General features: G+C 64.2%; 16 protein-coding genes. 6 read left to right on the top strand and 10 right to left on the bottom strand.

Annotation, left to right across the window (positions count from 1 at the left end):
- The first annotated feature begins 42 nt into the window (after window positions 1–42).
- From metG to X566_RS19885, 4 genes are read left to right on the top strand one after another with little or no spacing between them, the layout of a single operon-like run.
- Window positions 43–1605, top strand: coding sequence for a methionine--tRNA ligase (gene metG / locus X566_RS19900; RefSeq protein ID WP_034470865.1), 1563 nt, complete (start codon window positions 43–45; stop codon window positions 1603–1605).
- Window positions 1606–1607: 2 nt separating this feature from the next.
- Entirely contained in the window at window positions 1608–2405 is a 798-nt protein-coding gene (locus X566_RS19895) for a TatD family hydrolase (RefSeq protein WP_034470863.1), read from the top strand.
- Window positions 2402–3199: an MBL fold metallo-hydrolase gene (locus tag X566_RS19890; RefSeq protein WP_034470861.1), complete on the top strand. Its 798-nt coding sequence runs from the start codon at window positions 2402–2404 to the stop codon at window positions 3197–3199. Before X566_RS19895 ends, X566_RS19890 begins: the two co-directional genes overlap by 4 nt.
- 21 nt (window positions 3200–3220) lie before the next feature.
- The gene (locus X566_RS19885) at window positions 3221–3679 is read left to right on the top strand and encodes a GNAT family N-acetyltransferase (RefSeq protein WP_034470860.1); all 459 of its coding nucleotides are present in this window, start codon (window positions 3221–3223) and stop codon (window positions 3677–3679) included.
- Between the two features lie 21 nt (window positions 3680–3700).
- Here X566_RS19885 and X566_RS19880 read toward each other — a convergent pair whose 3' ends face one another.
- Window positions 3701–5350 carry an acyl-CoA synthetase gene (locus X566_RS19880; protein WP_034470858.1) on the bottom strand — a complete coding sequence of 550 codons (1650 nt, stop codon included), beginning with the start codon at window positions 5348–5350 and terminating at the stop codon, window positions 3701–3703.
- A 348-nt stretch (window positions 5351–5698) separates the two neighbouring features.
- Between X566_RS19880 and X566_RS19875 the strand changes: the two genes are divergently transcribed.
- On the top strand, window positions 5699–6526 hold the full coding sequence (locus X566_RS19875; protein ID WP_034470856.1) for an enoyl-CoA hydratase/isomerase family protein: 828 nt from the start codon (window positions 5699–5701) through the stop codon (window positions 6524–6526).
- A gap of 90 nt (window positions 6527–6616) precedes the next feature.
- On the opposite strand, the gene X566_RS19870 is transcribed toward X566_RS19875, so the two are convergent.
- The 5 genes from X566_RS19870 to queC form a co-directional block, all read right to left on the bottom strand.
- Window positions 6617–7513: a cation diffusion facilitator family transporter gene (locus X566_RS19870; RefSeq protein ID WP_034470854.1), complete on the bottom strand. Its 897-nt coding sequence runs from the start codon at window positions 7511–7513 to the stop codon at window positions 6617–6619.
- A 47-nt stretch (window positions 7514–7560) separates the two neighbouring features.
- Complete coding sequence (locus X566_RS19865) at window positions 7561–8367, bottom strand: enoyl-CoA hydratase/isomerase family protein (protein ID WP_034470852.1); 807 nt, start codon at window positions 8365–8367, stop codon at window positions 7561–7563.
- A gap of 194 nt (window positions 8368–8561) precedes the next feature.
- Window positions 8562–9353 carry a crotonase/enoyl-CoA hydratase family protein gene (locus X566_RS19860; protein WP_034470850.1) on the bottom strand — a complete coding sequence of 264 codons (792 nt, stop codon included), beginning with the start codon at window positions 9351–9353 and terminating at the stop codon, window positions 8562–8564.
- Between the two features lie 54 nt (window positions 9354–9407).
- Window positions 9408–9965 carry a VUT family protein gene (locus X566_RS19855; RefSeq protein WP_034470846.1) on the bottom strand — a complete coding sequence of 186 codons (558 nt, stop codon included), beginning with the start codon at window positions 9963–9965 and terminating at the stop codon, window positions 9408–9410.
- 2 nt (window positions 9966–9967) lie between these two features.
- A complete protein-coding gene (gene queC / locus X566_RS19850; protein ID WP_034470844.1) occupies window positions 9968–10681 on the bottom strand; it encodes a 7-cyano-7-deazaguanine synthase QueC in 714 nt (237 codons plus the stop codon).
- A 126-nt stretch (window positions 10682–10807) separates the two neighbouring features.
- Between queC and mazG the strand changes: the two genes are divergently transcribed.
- Entirely contained in the window at window positions 10808–11641 is an 834-nt protein-coding gene (mazG, locus tag X566_RS19845; RefSeq protein WP_034470842.1) for a nucleoside triphosphate pyrophosphohydrolase, read from the top strand.
- 54 nt (window positions 11642–11695) lie between these two features.
- Here mazG and X566_RS19840 read toward each other — a convergent pair whose 3' ends face one another.
- From X566_RS19840 to X566_RS19825, 4 genes are all read right to left on the bottom strand, one after another.
- The gene (locus X566_RS19840) at window positions 11696–13132 is read right to left on the bottom strand and encodes an NAD-dependent succinate-semialdehyde dehydrogenase (RefSeq protein WP_034470840.1); all 1437 of its coding nucleotides are present in this window, start codon (window positions 13130–13132) and stop codon (window positions 11696–11698) included.
- Window positions 13133–13245: 113 nt separating this feature from the next.
- Window positions 13246–14634 (bottom strand): GTPase HflX, encoded by a 1389-nt coding sequence (gene hflX / locus X566_RS19835; protein ID WP_034470838.1) that lies wholly within the window; start codon window positions 14632–14634, stop codon window positions 13246–13248.
- A gap of 11 nt (window positions 14635–14645) precedes the next feature.
- Window positions 14646–14894 carry an RNA chaperone Hfq gene (gene hfq / locus X566_RS19830; RefSeq protein WP_034470836.1) on the bottom strand — a complete coding sequence of 83 codons (249 nt, stop codon included), beginning with the start codon at window positions 14892–14894 and terminating at the stop codon, window positions 14646–14648.
- A 190-nt stretch (window positions 14895–15084) separates the two neighbouring features.
- The gene (locus X566_RS19825; protein WP_034470834.1) at window positions 15085–15942 is read right to left on the bottom strand and encodes a D-amino-acid transaminase; all 858 of its coding nucleotides are present in this window, start codon (window positions 15940–15942) and stop codon (window positions 15085–15087) included.
- Between the last annotated feature and the right edge of the window lie 9 nt (window positions 15943–15951).

The raw sequence follows: 15951 nt of genomic DNA, 5'->3' as shown, positions 1-15951 counted from the left end.
AGGCCCGTGCTCCTTCCGACAATCAGTCATCAGTTGAACGTCATGACGACCGAAAACACCGCATCCCGTCCGCATTACTACATCACCACCGCCATCGCGTATCCGAACGGCACGCCGCACATCGGCCACGCCTATGAGGCGCTCGCCACCGACGCGCTGGCCCGCTTCCAGCGCCTCGATGGCAAGAACGTATTCTTCCTGACCGGCACCGACGAGCACGGGCTCAAGATGGTGCAGACGGCAGCGCGCGAGAACATGACGACGGCGGATTTCGCCACCCGCAACGCCGCGCGTTTCAAGGAGATGGACGAGCGGCTGAACGTGTCGTTCGACCGCTTCATCCGCACGTCGGAGCCGGCGCATCACCGCGCCAGCCAGGCGATCTGGAACCGGATGCAGCAGAACGGCGACATCTATCTCGACGCCTACTCCGGTTGGTACTCGGTCCGCGATGAAGCCTATTACGCGGAGGAGGAGACCGTCGTCGGCGAGGACAAGGTGCGCCGCGGTCCGCAGGGCACGCCGGTCGAATGGGTCGAGGAGCGCAGTTACTTCTTCCGCCTGTCGGCCTATCAGGACCGGCTTTTGAAGCTCTATGCCGAGCAGCCGGATTTCATCGGCCCGGACTCGCGCAAGAACGAGATCATCTCGTTCGTCAAAGGCGGGCTGAAGGATCTGTCGATCTCGCGCACCACCTTCGACTGGGGCGTGAAGGTACCGAACGATCCCGACCACGTCATGTATGTGTGGGTCGATGCCCTGACCAACTACATCACCGGCGTCGGCTTTCCGGATGAAACCACGGAGAGCTGGAAGTCGTACTGGCCGGCCGATGTGCACATCATCGGCAAGGACATCATCCGCTTCCACACGGTGTACTGGCCTGCGTTCCTGATGTCGGCGGGCATTGCGCTGCCGAAGCGGGTGTATGCGCACGGCTTCCTGTTCAACCGCGGCGAGAAGATGTCGAAATCGGTCGGCAATGTCGTCGATCCGTTCAATCTGGCGGATCAGTACGGCGTCGATCAGCTGCGCTACTTCCTGCTGCGCGAGGTGCCGTTCGGACAGGACGGCAACTACAATCACGAGGCGATCGTCGCACGCACCAATGCCGACCTCGCCAACGATCTCGGCAACTTGGCGCAGCGCTCGTTGTCGATGATCGGCAAGCAGCTCGGTGGCGTGCTGCCGGAGCCGAGCGACTTCTCCGACACCGACAAGGCGATCCTGGCGCAGGCCGATGCCATGCTGGCGCTCGCACGCGAGGCGATGAAGACGCAGCAGCTCCATCAGGCGCTGAACGTGATCTGGGCGGTGGTGGCGGAAGCCAACCGCTATTTCGCGGGCGAGGCGCCCTGGGCGCTGGCGAAAACTGACCCGACGCGGCAGAAGACGGTGCTGTACGTGACGGCGGAGGTGATCCGTCAGATCGGTATCCTGGCGCAGCCGTTCATGCCGGCATCCGCGGCGAAGCTGCTCGACCTGCTGGCACTGCCGGCGGATGCGCGAGACTTCGCCTCGCTCGGAATGCGGCTGCAGGCTGGCACGCAACTGCCGCCACCGGCGCCGGTGTTCCCACGCTATGTCGAACCCGAGGCGACGTGACGATGCTGGTCGACAGCCACTGCCATCTGGATTTTCCGGATTTCAAGGACGACCTCGACGCGATCGTTGCGCGCGCCGAGGCCGCCGGCGTTGGCCGTATCGTGACGATCTCGACGCGGGTGCGTAGGCTTGCGGGCTTGCTCGCGATCGCCACGCGCTTTCCGAACGTCTACTGCTCGGTCGGCACCCATCCGCACCACGCGGACGAGGAAGACGGCATCTCCGCGCAGGAACTGATCGAACTGACCAAGCATCCGAAGGTGGTGGCGCTGGGCGAGGCGGGGCTCGACTACTTCTATGACAACGGTTCGCCGGAGGCGCAGGCGAGGGGCTTTCGCGCCCACATCGCGGCGGCGCGGGCGACCGGGCTGCCGCTGGTGATCCATACGCGCGAAGCTGACGACGACTGCAAGCGTATCCTCGAGGACGAGTTCGCCAGCAACGGACCGTTCAAGGCGGTGCTGCATTGCTACACCGGCGGGCGCGCGTTGGCGATGCGGGCGATCGAGCTCGGCCTGTCGATCTCGTTCACCGGCATCCTGACGTTCAAGAATTCGCAGACGCTGCGTGACCTCGCCGCCGAACTGCCCGCCGACCGCATCATGGTCGAGACCGATGCGCCGTATCTGGCGCCGGGCAAGCAGCGCGGCAAGCGCAACGAGCCGGCCTTCGTGGTCGAGACCGCGAAAGTGTTGGCGGACACGCGCGGCGTGTCGCTGGAGGAGATTTCGCGGCAGACGACAGAGAACTTCTTCCGCCTGTTTGATAAAGTGCCGAACGCGGGTCAGGCTGCCGCATGAGCGTGACTGTCACGATCCTCGGTTGCGGGTCCTCGTCCGGCGTGCCGCGCCCGGCTTTGGGATGGGGCGCCTGCGATCCGGCTAATCCGAAGAACCGCCGCCGCCGCTGCTCGATCCTGATCGAGCGCAAGTCCGATGCGGGCATCACCCGCGTCCTGATCGACACATCGCCGGACCTGCGTGAGCAGTTGATCGACGCCAATGTCGATCACCTCGACGCCGTGTTCCTGACACACGAGCATGCCGACCAGACCCACGGCATCGATGACCTGCGCTCGGTGGTGATGCACCAGCGCTCGCGCATTCCGGTTTATCTCAATCAATCGACCGCGCGCGATGTGCTATCGCGATTCTCGTACTGTTTCGTGCAGCCGCCGGGCAGCGACTATCCGCCGATCCTCGAAAGTCGCTTCGTGGAGGCAGGCGAGGAGCGGACGATCGAAGGAAAGGGCGGTCCCCTCACCCTGCAGCCATTTCTGGTCGACCACGGCAACATCCCGGCACTGGGCTATCGCTTCGCCGACATCGCCTACTCGCCGGACATGAACGACATTCCGCGCGCGAGCTTGGCGCAACTACAGAACCTGAAGCTCTGGATCATCGACGGCCTGCGCTGGATGCCGCATCCGAGCCACACCAATGTCGAGCAGGCGTTGTCGTGGCTTGCGCTGATGAAGCCAGAGCGGGGCGTTATCACCAACATGCATACCGACATCGATTACGAGGTGCTGCGCCAGAAGTTGCCGCCGGGCATCGTGCCGGCCTATGACGGCATGCAGTTGACCGTGGATTAGCGGCGCTGTTGGACCACGGCGATGACGATCACGATCGAACGGGCCGATCCGGGCAGTGTCGAAATCCTGCCGCTGCTGCTGGATGGCGAGCGCTACAGTGCTTCGCTCTATCCGGCCGAAAGCAATCACATCCGGCCGGTCGAGGCGCTGCGTGCGGCCAACGTCCATTTCATTGTCGCGCGCAAGGACAAGGGCGCTGTCATTGGTACGGCGGCGTTGGTGTTGTTCGGCGATTGGGCGGAAGTGAAGCGCATGTGGGTGGTGCCGGCGGAACGCGGCAAGGGCATCTCGAAAGCTTTGCTGGATGATCTGGAGAGCAGGGCGCGGGAAGAGGGCGTGTCCCTGCTCCGGCTCGAAACCGGCATCAGAAACGATGCCGCGCTCGCGCTCTACGCACGCGCAGGGTTTGAGTCCTGCGGGCCGTTTGCGGACTATGCGCCCGATCCGCTTAGTGTGTTCATGCAGAAGGCGATCACGTAGACGCAGACTGCGCGTCACGTGTCAGTTTGCGATCGCCGACGCCGACTTCACCTGGTTGCGCAACTCGAACTTCTGGATCTTGCCGGTCGAAGTCTTCGGCAGCACGCCGAACACGACCGCCTTCGGCGTCTTGAAGCCGGGCAACTGATCGCGGCAGAAGGCGATGATTTCGGCTTCGGTTGCGCTGGCACCGTCCTTCAGTTCGAGGAACGCGCAGGGCACTTCGCCCCATTTCGCGTCGGGCTTGGCGACCACGGCTGCGAACAGCACGGCCGGATGCTGGCACAGCACATCCTCGACCTCCACCGACGAGACGTTCTCGCCGCCGGAGATGATGATGTCCTTGGAGCGGTCCTTGATCATGACGTAGCCTTCGGCATCGAGCACGCCGAGATCGCCGGTGTGAAACCAGCCGCCGGCAAAGGCCTCGCGGGTGGCGGCGGGGTTCTTCAAGTACCCCTTCATGACGATGTTGCCGCGGAACATGACCTCGCCGATGGTTTCACCATCGCGCGGCACCTCCTGCATCGTCTTTGGATCGAGTACCGTGACGTTTTCTTGCAGATGATAGGCAACCCCCTGGCGCCGCTTCAGCTTGGCGCGCTCGGCAACGGGCAGGTCGTCCCAGCCGGGTTGCTCGGCACAGACGGAGGCGGGGCCGTAGACCTCGGTGAGGCCGTAGACGTGGGTGAGCTTGATGCCGATCTCTTCCGCACCCTGGATCATGGCGACCGGCGGGGAAGCACCAGCCACCAGGCCGTCCACCTGCTTCGCCGCCTCGCCGCGCGGCGCCGACGGCGCGTTGATCAACGTCGTGTAAACGATCGGCGCGCCGCACATGTGGGTGACGCCGTGCTTGGCGATCAGCTCGAAGATCTTCACCGGATCGATCTTGCGTAAGCAGACGTTGACGCCGGCTGAGGCCGCAATCGTCCATGGGAAGCACCAGCCGTTGCAATGGAACATCGGCAGCGTCCAGAGATAGATTGGATGCTGGCCGAGATTGCCGGAGAGAATGTTGCTGACGGCGTTCAGATACGCGCCGCGATGATGGGTAACGACGCCTTTCGGGTTGCCGGTGGTGCCGGACGTATAGCTCAGCGCGATGGCGTTCCATTCGTCGTTCGGCAGCGACCAGGCGAAGGCTGGATCGCCCGTCTCCAGCATCGCCTCGTACTCGATTTGTCCAATCCGCTGGCCACCGGCAAACGCCGGATCATCGACGTCGATCACCAGCGGCTTCGGCCCGGTCATCCGCGCCAGTGCATCGGCGATCACGGTGGAAAATTCTGGGTCCACTAGCAGGATTTTCGCGCCGCCGTGTTCGAGCATGAACGCGATCGCGCCGGCGTCGAGCCGGGTGTTCAGGGCGTTCAGCACAGCGCCGACCATCGGCACGGCGAAATGCGCCTCATACATCGCCGGGATGTTTGGGAGCATCGCTGCGACGGTATCGCCTTGGCCGATGCCTTGCCGGGCGAGCCAAGACGCGAACCGGCGGCAGCGCGCGTAGGTTTCAGCCCAGGTGAACCGACGGGCCTCATGGACGACGCTGGTGAGCCGGGGATAGACGTGCGCCGAGCGCTCCAGGAAGCTCACCGGTGACAGCGGCACGAAGTTGGCGGGCGTCTTGTCGAGCCCCATGTCATATTGGCTGACGATCTTGTCCATGGCGTCCTCGAACGGTCTTCTTGGTTGTAGTCCCGGTCTTTCTTTACGCGCGATCGGCTGGCGACGCCAAGCGCTGGATCAATCCATGCGGGCGAAGTATCTGCCAGAGACAAATCCGGCCGCGGCTTGCGTCCAGGCTTCAGGTTTATTCGCCAAGCCCTTGGCCCGTCAGCATAACTTTGGCATACAAAATATTCCATAATATGTCTTATGCGAATTCTTGATATGAGCGTGGCCGTGCCCTTGCATGACCGCCAGCCAGCGCGCCGCTTGCGCGTTTGCCGCTTTCCCTCTTAGCTGCGCCCACAAAACAACGACCAATCCCCGAGGAAATCCCGAGGAACTCCCATGTCGCAGACCGCCCACGCTCAAGCTGCCAGCGCCACCGAGCCCGAGGTTCTGTATGCGGTCGATGATGGTATCGCCGTGATCACGCTCAACCGTCCAGAGCGGATGAACACGATCTCGCGGCCGATGCTCGACTTGCTGGCGCAGCTCCTGCTCAAGGCCGATGCCGACCCGGCGGTGCGCGTGGTGATCCTGACGGCCAAGGGCCGGATGTTCTGCGCCGGGCTTGATCTGGTCAGCGCTTCCGGCGGCAAAGGTATCGGTGCGCCGACCGAGACCGTCCGCACCACCATCGACATCAAGAAGATCCCGCCGACGGTGCTGTTCAACATGGACAAGCCGACCATCTGTGCGCTGAACGGCGCGGCGGCCGGTTACGGCATGGACACGGCACTCGGCTGCGACATCCGCATCATGGCCGAAAGCGCCAAGCTGGCGGCGGCGTTCGTCAAGCGCGGCATTGTGCCGGAATCCGGCGGAACCTGGTTTCTGCCGCGGATGATCGGCTGGGCCAAGGCAGCCGAGATCATCTATTCGGGCCGCACCCTGTCGGCCAAGGAAAGCCTCGCCATGGGGCTCGCCAACGACGTGGTGCCGGACGCCGAACTGATGCCGCGTGCCCGCGCCCTCGCCGCCGAAATCGCCGCCAACGCGCCGCTTGCCGTGCAGGCAGCCAAGCGCATGATGCGCGTGGGACTGTCGGAAGGCTTCAACGAGCACGTCGAGCGCGTTTACCTGCAACTGCTGCCGCTGTTCCGCACGGACGATTTCCGCGAAGGCATCCGTTCGTTCGTCGAGAAGCGTCCGGCCGATTTCAAGGGCCGCTGACGCCCGATCGTCGCGTTCCGGCGTTCCGGGCAGGGCGTCCGGACGCGCGATGGCCGAGGGTCAGGAGGGCGCCAGCGCCCTCCTCGTTCTTCAGACGTGCAGCACCGCCTCCTCCGCCCGCAGCGCTTCGTCCTCGATCTGGATCGTGACGTGGTCGATGTGGAAGCCGTCCTTCATGCGCCGCCGCGCTTCGCGCAGGATCGCTACGTTGTTGTCCATGGTCCGCACGACCAGATGACAGCTCAGCGCGTCGAAGCCCGAGGTGATGGTCCAGACATGCAGGTCATGCACCGCGGTCACGCCGTCGATGCCCGCAAGCTCCTTTTCCAGCGCCGCCATATCGACATGCGGCGGCGTGGCTTCCATCAGGATATGCAGCGCCTGCTTCAGCAGAATCCAGGTGCGCGGCACGATGAACAGGCCGATGCCCGCACCGATGATCGGGTCGGCGATGGTCCAGCCCTTCCACATCATCAAGAGCGCTGCGACGATGACGCCGACCGAGCCGAGCATGTCGCTCAGCACCTCGAAATAGGCGCCCTTCACGTTCAGGCTTTCCGATGAGCCTCCGGCCAAGAGCCACATGCTGGTGAGATTCACGCCGAGGCCGATCACGGCGACGATCAGCATCGGCAGGCTCATGATCTCCGGCGGCGCGAGAAAGCGCTGCACCGCCTCGTAGAGGATATAGACGGTCAACAGCAGCAGCACGATGGCGTTGGCCAGCGCCGAGAGAATTTCCATGCGCAGGTAGCCGTAGGTCCGCTGCGGCGTCGCCTCGCGCTGGGCGAAGCGGATGGCGATCAGCGCCAGCAGCAGCCCGCCCGCATCGGTCAGCATATGCGCGGCATCCGCCAGCAACGCGAGGCTGCCGGTGATGAGACCGCCGATCACCTCGGCGACCATGTAGCTGGCCGTCAGAATGAACGCCCAGGTGAGCCGCCCGGCGTGTTTGCCGGCCGCCGTGCCGTGGCCGCCTCCATGCATGCCGCCTCTCCCTTTGTCTCACCTCGGCCCCGCCGATCAAGCGCCGGTCACCGCCCCTTGAAGCGCGGCTTGCGCTTTTCGAGGAACGCGGCGACGCCTTCGACGCGATCGTCGGTCTTCAACGCGAGCGCATACTGATCCATTTCCATGTGACTGGTGAGATCATCGAGCGCGCCGGTCAGCCGGTTCACCGTCTGCTTCGTCATCAGCACCGGAAGCGGCGGCTGCGCGGCGACACTTTCGGCGAAGCTGTAGGCGGTGTCGAACGCCTTGCCGGGTTCGGCCACCTGCTCCACCAGCCCCCACTCATAAGCTCGCTCCGCCGTTATCCGCTGGTCGGCCAGGATCACCGCCTGCTTGGTTCGCGCCGGCCCGATCAGGTGCAGCATGCGTGGCACGGTCTGCCAGCTCATGTTGATGCCGAGGCCGATTTCCGGCACGCGGATATGCGCATCGCGGGCCATGATGCGGAAATCCAGCGCGACGGCGAGCGCGATACCGCCGCCGACGCAGAAGCCTTCGATCGCCGCGATCGTCACCTGCTCCATGTCGTACCAGGCCTTGGTCAGCCGCGGCCCAAGCTTGAGATGGTGGCGAAGCGTACCGGTGTCCATGGTGTTGCGGGCACGCAGCTCCTCGTTCTTCAGGTCGAACCCGGCGCTGAACGCCTTTGCCGTCCCGGTCAGCACGACCGCGGTAGTCTTGGTGTCATCCTCGAAGCTGCGTGCGGCGTCGGTCAATTCGCGCATCGCCTGCGGCGACAGCGCATTGATACCATCGCCACGGTCGAAGCGGACCACCGCAACCCGGCCGTCCGGCCCAAGGCCCCTCTCTATCGTTACAAAGTCCGCCAAAGGTCCTGCCCTTCGTTGTTGTTGGTTCGTTCAGCGCCCCGGATTCGTTGCGCGTGCGTGGCCTCATCTTGAACGGCGATTGTTTAACATCCAAGCACTCAGAGCCGAATTCAGTAGCCAAGGCTTGCCGGAGGTGGACCCGAAGATTCCAGAACAGCAGCAGGCATCTGCGTCGATTCATTGAACCGGCTTGATCACTCCCGGAAGCGGCCGTGACGGCCGGCGCCGCTGGCAAAGCGGGTGGCGCCGGCCACCGTTTCGCCGGACGCGATCACCTTCAGGCCGCCGTTCATCTCGTCGATGATCGCCGCCTCCTCGTCGAGGTCCCATTGCGCCAGCGCCGAACGCTTGTCGTTGCGCAGGCAGGCCTGGGGAAATGCGGCGAGATCCTTGGCGAGGGCGACGGCATGTGCCAGCGCCTCACCCCTCGGCACCAGGCGGTTGGCGAGACCGATGGCGAAGGCCTCCTGCGCTTCGACCGGCCGGCCGGTGAGGATCAGGTCCATCGCCCGTGAGTGGCCGATCAGGCGTGGCAGACGGATCGTGCCGAGATCGATCAGCGGTACGCCGAAGCGGCGGCAGAAGATGCCGAACACCGCGCCCTCGCCGACCACGCGCATATCGGCCCATAGTGCGAGCTCCATACCACCCGCGACCGCGTGCCCTTCGACCGCGGCGATCACCGGCTTGCTCAGACGCAACCGGCTCGGCCCCATCGGCGCCAGGGTGTTGAGCCCGCCCGGCTCGCGCTTCTTTTCCGGATCGCCTGTTGCGACTTTCTTCAGGTCGGCGCCGGCACAGAACGCATTGTTGGCGCCGGTGAACACGGCAACGGAGGCGCTGTCGTCGGCGTCGAAGACGAGAAAGGCGTCGTACAGCAGCCGCGCGGTATGGCCGTCGACGGCGTTCCGGCGCTCGTGGCGGTTGATGGAAATGATGGTGACGGGGCCATCGCGTTCGACAAGGACCTGCGCCTGCTCGCTCATTGCTGCCTCCCGATGATCGTTTTGATCATGCGAAGCTAGCATCATGCGGAAGCGTTAGGCCAAACCCAAACGCTGATCTCGCCGCCGCAGCCATGCAATCACCGGCAGCGCCAGCAGCACGGTCCAAAGCTTGCCGACGATCTGTCCGGCCAGGAAATCCAGGCTTCCGAACGCGAGCCACAGGAAGATCAGCGAGTCAGCGATCAATCCGGCAATTCCGCTCAGCAAAACCGCGAGCACGAGGCCGCGCTTCTGCAGCGGCGTGTAGACGGCGAAGTCGGCGAGCTCCGACAGCAGGAATGCGGTGGTCGAGGCCACCACCAGCGGCAGCGGCGCCAGCATGCCGGACAGCGCGGTTCCAGCGACGATCGCACCGAGCCCGAAGCCGATGCCGAGCCGGCGCTGCACCAGATCGCGCAGCACCAGCGCCAGTCCCACCATCAGCACGCCCGACGGCGCCATCAGCCCCGGCGCCACCGGAATGAGGCACGGCCCCTGCGGCACGCAGACGGTGCCGACATTGCCGATCAGCCAGTTGGCGACCGGAATGCTGGCAATATAGGCGGCGAGGAACACGAATCCTTCGGCCTCGCGGCCATCCTGAGCGGTCATGATCAGTCCTGTTTCGGTGCCCGCGGTGCATAGCGGCTCCAGCCATCCGCACGCAAGCGGCAGGCGGGGCATTCGCCGCAGCCATAGCCCCAATCGTGCCGATGGGTCCGGTCGCCGATATAGCAGGAATGCGACTGTTCGCGGATCAGGTCCACCAGCGCCGGTCCGCCGAGATCATGGGCCAGCGCCCAGGTCTCGGCCTTGTCACGCCACATCAGCGGCGTATGCAGTACGAAACGGCGTTCCATCCCGAGGTTGAGGGCTACCTGCAGCGCCTTGATGGTGTCGTCGCGGCAATCCGGATAACCGGAATAGTCAGTCTCGCAGACGCCGGTGACCAGGTTCTTGATGCCGCGCCGATAGGCCAGCGCAGCGGCGAAGGTGAGGAAGATCAGGTTCCGACCGGGGACGAAGGTGTTCGGCAAGCCGTTGTCGCCCATCGCAATCGCCACGTCGCGGGTCAGCGCGGTGTCTGATACCGCGCCGAGGGTCGGAATGTCCAACGTGTGATGCTCGCCGAGCCGGACGGCCCAGTCCGGCTTCAGCGCGGAGATTCCGGCGGTCAGCGGCGCGCGGCAGTCGAGTTCGATCGTGTGCCGCTGGCCGTAGCTGTAGCCGACGGTCTCGACGCGGCCGAAGCGGTCCAGCGCCCAGGCCAGGCATGTGGCGGAATCCTGGCCTCCGGAAAACAACACGAGGGCGCTTTGCTGGTCCACGCAACTCTCCTTTGCAGAGCGGGCTTAGCACCTGTGCGCAATCGGGCCAATGGCCCCGACCCGGCTGGGCCGAGCCCGTCCATTCGGGCATAAGCAGGCCCAACCCGAACCCGGTTTGAGGTGCCTATGACCCCTTCCCGCGATATCGCCCGCTTGATCGAGATCATGGCCGCCTTGCGGACCCCGGTGACAGGCTGTCCCTGGGACGTAGAGCAGACCTACGCCACGATTGCGCCCTACACCATCGAGGAGGCCTACGAGGTTGCCGATGCCATCGCCCGCAACGATCTCGGCGACCTGTGCGACGAACTCGGCGATCTGCTGCTGCAGGTCGTGTTCCATGCGCGGATGGCGGAGGAGGAGAACGCGTTCGACTTCGGCGACGTGGTGGAGGCGATCACGACCAAGCTGATCCGCCGCCACCCGCATGTGTTCGGCGAGAACGCGGGTTCCACGACCCACGACCAGATCAAGGGCACCTGGGACATCATCAAACAGCAGGAGAAGGCCGAGCGCGCCGCACGCAGGCCCGCGACCGCGCAACGGGACTCCTCCCTGCTCAGCTCGGTCAAGGCAGGCGCCCCTGCTCTCGCCCGCGCCGTCGCGCTGCAGAAGAAGGCTTCCACGGTCGGCTTCGACTGGAATGACGCTCATGCGGTGCTCGCCAAGATGCGCGAGGAGACCGACGAGATCGAAGCGGCACTCGACACAAGCGACGCAGACCATGTGGCCGAGGAGATCGGTGATCTGATGTTCGTCGTCGCCAATCTCGCAAGGCACGCGAACGTCGATCCGGAAGCGGCACTGCGCGCGGCGAACGCCAAGTTCGAGCGCCGCTTCGGCTATATCGAGCAGACGCTGAGCGCGCGCGGCCGCACGCTGGCGCAGTCGTCGCTGGAGGAGATGGACGGGCTCTGGAACGAGGCCAAGATGCAAGAGAAGACCAAAGACGCGAAATAAAGACGGGCGGCCGTGTGGGCCGCCCGCATGGTCATGGCTGCAAGCGGAGTACGATCAGACCGACGCCTGGGTGATGTACTTGATGTTGAGGTAGCCCTCGAGCGCCTCGGTACCGCCTTCCGAGCCGTAGCCGGAATCCTTGATGCCGCCGAACGGCACCTCGGGCAGCGCCAGCGGCGCGCCGTTGATCGCCACCATGCCGCTTTCGATCGCAGAGCCCAGCGCCGTCGCCGTCTTAGTCGAGCTGGTGAAGGCATAGGATGCCAGGCCATACGGCAGGCGGTTCGCTTCTTCGGCGACCTCCTCGAAGGTCGAGAACGGCGAGATCAGCGCCAGCGGTCCGAACGGCTCCTCGTTCATTGCCCGCGCGTCCTTCGGAACGTCGGTGATGACGGTCGGCTCGAAGAAGTAGCCCTTGTTGCCGATGCGGTGACCGCCGGTCTTCAGCTTGGCGCCCTTGGCGACCGCATCCTGCACCATCCCTTCGATCGCGGTGATGCGGCGCGGATTGGCGAGCGCGCCCATCTTTGAATCCGGATCGAGGCCGTTGCCGACCTTCACGCCCTTGGTGCCCTCGACGAACTTCTCAACGAACTCGCTGTAGACCTTGTCCTGCACCAACAGCCGCGTCGGCGATACGCAAACCTGACCGGCGTTGCGATACTTCGAACCCGACAGCACCGCTGCGGCCTTTGCCACGTCGGCATCGTTGAACACGATCGCCGGCGCATGGCCGCCAAGCTCCATGGTCGCGCGCTTCATGTGCAATCCCGCAAGCGCGGCCAACTGCTTGCCGACGCTGGTGGAGCCCGTGAACGAAATCTTGCGGATGGACGGATGAGGAATGAGGTACTCGGAAATCTCGGCCGGTACGCCGTAGACGAGATTGATCACACCCTTCGGAATCCCTGCGTCGATGAAGGCGCGGATCAGTTCGGCGGGCGATGCGGGGGTTTCTTCCGGCGCCTTGACGATGATCGAACAGCCGGAGGCGAGCGCGGCCGACAGCTTGCGCACCACCTGGTTGATCGGGAAATTCCAGGGCGTGAAGGCTGCGACCGGGCCAACCGGCTCGCGCAGCGACATCTGATAGACACCTGGCATGCGCGGCGGGATCACGCGGCCATAGGTGCGCTTACCCTCCTCCGCCATCCAGTCGATCACGTCGGCGCCGGCGAGCGTTTCCATCTTCGCCTCCACCAGCGTCTTGCCCTGCTCCTGCACCATCAGCGGCGCGATGATGTCGGCGCGCTCGCGCAGGATGTCGGCGGCCTTGCGCATCAGCTTGGCGCGTTCGAACGGCGCAACCGCGCGCCAGACCTTGAAGCCCCTTTCGGCAGCAGCAAGGGCCTCGTCGAGGTCGCTCTCGTCAGCATGCGCGACTGTGGCGATCGTATCCTCCGTGGCCGGATTGAGGATCGGGATGGTTTTGCCGGAACGGCTGCCGCGCCAGGTGCCATCGATATGCAAGAGAACGTCCGAATAGGTCACGGGAAGCTCCTTGAGGGTTCTTGAGTTCTTGGTTGGTGGGCGGTGCGATGAAACCGTCTCGATGGCGGTTCGGTCAAGGATTTCATGCAGGCTGAGGCAGCCACGCCGTCATATCAGTGTCGGCGGCTTTGCGGATCATCAGCGAATTTGCGCAGAACGCCCTCGCTGCGATCGCCATCGACGCGTACGGTGACGCGATAGCGGCCTTCGTCGAGATGCTTTTCCAGAACTTCGGTGTGGCGGTGTAGCCAGCTCATGCCGGCGCCGTCCGCGGCATCGACGTCGAGTTGCAGTGTCACTTTCGCCGCGGCCAGGCGTTCCTCAATGGCCGCCAGCAATGCGTCGAGCCCTTCGCCGGTTTCGGCCGAGACCAGGTAGCACGCTCTGCCCGTGGGCTGGCGTGCGGCGATGTTGGCGAGCCGCTCGCGGCCGGCTTCATCGAGCCGGTCGATCTTGTTCCAGACCTCGATGATGCGGCCGCCGCCGTCCTCCTCGATACCGAGCTGACGCAGCACCGTTTCGACGTCGCGCTTCTGCGCCTCGCTGTCGCCTTGCGAGATGTCGCGCACATGGACGATGACATCGGCCTCCAGCACCTCCTCGAGCGTCGCGCGGAAGGCCGCGACCAGCATGGTCGGCAGGTCGGAGATGAATCCGACCGTATCCGACAGCATCGCCTTGCCGCCGTGCGGCAGCGTCAGCGCGCGCAAGGTGGGATCCAACGTCGCAAACAGCATGTCGGCGGATTGCACGTTGGCCCGGGTCAATCGGTTGAACAGGGTCGATTTTCCGGCGTTGGTGTAGCCGACGAGTGCTGCGATCCGGTATGGAACGCGCTGGCGACCAGCACGATGCAGCCGCCGCGCGGCCTGCACTTTTTTCAATTCGTTCTCGATCCGCACGATGCGCTCGCCGATCATGCGCCGGTCGGCTTCGATCTGTGTTTCGCCTGGCCCGCCAAGGAAGCCGAAGCCGCCGCGCTGGCGCTCAAGGTGAGTCCATGAGCGCACGAGACGGCTGCGCTGATAGGTCAGATGCGCAAGCTCGACCTGTAGCGTGCCCTCGCGGGTGCGGGCGCGACGCCCGAAGATCTCGAGGATAAGCCCGGTGCGATCGAGCACCTTGGTATTCCAGGCCTTCTCAAGGTTACGCTGCTGCACCGGCGACAGCGCGCAGTCCATCACCACGAGATCGGCTTTGTGCGTTGTGACGAGGCCGACGATTTCCTCAACCTTGCCCTTACCGAGATAGGTCGCTGGACGAATTTGGCTGATCGGCGCGATCAGCGCTTCGCAGACATCGAGATCGATCGCGCGGGCGAGGCCGGTCGCTTCATCGAGGCGCGCGGACGCGCTGCGTGAGGAGACCGCATCCCCCGCGCTACCGCCCTCGCCCGGCCGTTGTCTTAGGTAAGGGCCGATGACCAGCACCCGCCCCGCCGCCTTGCCCCCTGCCGAACCTGGACGGTCGGCTTCGCGTTCGTGTCGTTGTCGGGGTTCCAATCAGATGTATCTCAAGCTGGAGCGTCCTCACTGCCTTCGAACAGCTGGATCGGAGCGCCTGGCATGATGGTCGAGATCGCATGCTTGTAGACGAGCTGGGAATGTCCGTCGCGCCGCAGCAGCAGGCAGAAGTTATCGAACCAGGTGACGATGCCCTGCAGCTTCACTCCGTTGACCAGGAAGATGGTGAGTGGCGTCTTGGTTTTTCGAACGTGATTGAGGAATGTGTCCTGGAGGTTTTGTGCGCGTTCAGCGGCCATTGTTATTGTCCCGTGATTGCCTTTTGTCTTTTTTCGTTTTGACCCGTGATTTCCAAATTTCGCACGTCGAAACCACGTGCCGCCGCACCTCCGAATGTCCCGTCCGGCGGTCCGACCGTCCGATTAGATGGCAGGCCGCCCACTTAGGCAAGACTACTGTTGTGGGGAGGGCCGAATAATTGGTGCGAAGTCAGGAAAAATACGCAAAGCGATGGAATTCATCGCGCAGCCGCTGCGAAACGGAACCCGGCTTGCCATCGCCTATTATGCGATCGTCTATCTTGATCACCGGCATCACGATCTGACTCGCCGAGGTGATGAAGGCTTCCGCAGCGTCATAGGACTCTTCGGGCGTGAAGGCGCGCTCCTCGAGGCGGAGCTGCAACGCCTCCAGCACATTCATCAGCACGGCGCGCGTGATCCCCGACAGGATGTAGTTGTCGGCGGGACGGGTCACCACGCGTCCGTCGCGGGTGATGATCCAGGCGTTGCTGGAGGAGCCTTCGGTGACGCATCCGTCACGATCGACGAACCATGCTTCCGAGGCCCCCTTTTCCTTTGCTTGCTGCTTGGCAAGCACATTGGGCAGCAGCGACACTGATTTGATATCGACACGCGGCCAGCGATTCTCCGGCGTGGTGATGACGGCGATGCCGGACTTGGCCGCGGCCTGGTTCTTCTCGTAGCTGAGGTTCTTGGCCGTTACGACGATGCTCGGCTTGACCGCCGTAACCGGAAACGCGTGGTCGCGGCGGGCAACGCCGCGCGTGATCTGCAGATAGACCAATCCGTAGTCGACCCGGTTGCGGCGCACAGTCTCGTGCATGATGAATTCGATCGAAACGAGCGGCATCGGCATCGCGATCCGCAGCTCGCTGAGCGATCGCTGCAGCCGCGCCAGATGACGCGGCGCATCGACCAGCCGGCCGCCGCGGACCTCGCACACCTCATAGACACCATCGGCGAACTGGTAGCCGCGATCCTCGACATTCACGCAAGCGTCGCGCGACGGAAGATAGCGTCCGTTGACATAGGCAAATCGAGACATGCTGGTCGC

The organism is Afipia sp. P52-10 (assembly GCF_000516555.1).
In the GTDB taxonomy this organism is placed as follows: domain Bacteria; phylum Pseudomonadota; class Alphaproteobacteria; order Rhizobiales; family Xanthobacteraceae; genus P52-10.
The sequence above is the reverse complement of the archived record's forward strand: the minus strand, read 5'-3'. Positions and strand labels throughout refer to the sequence as shown.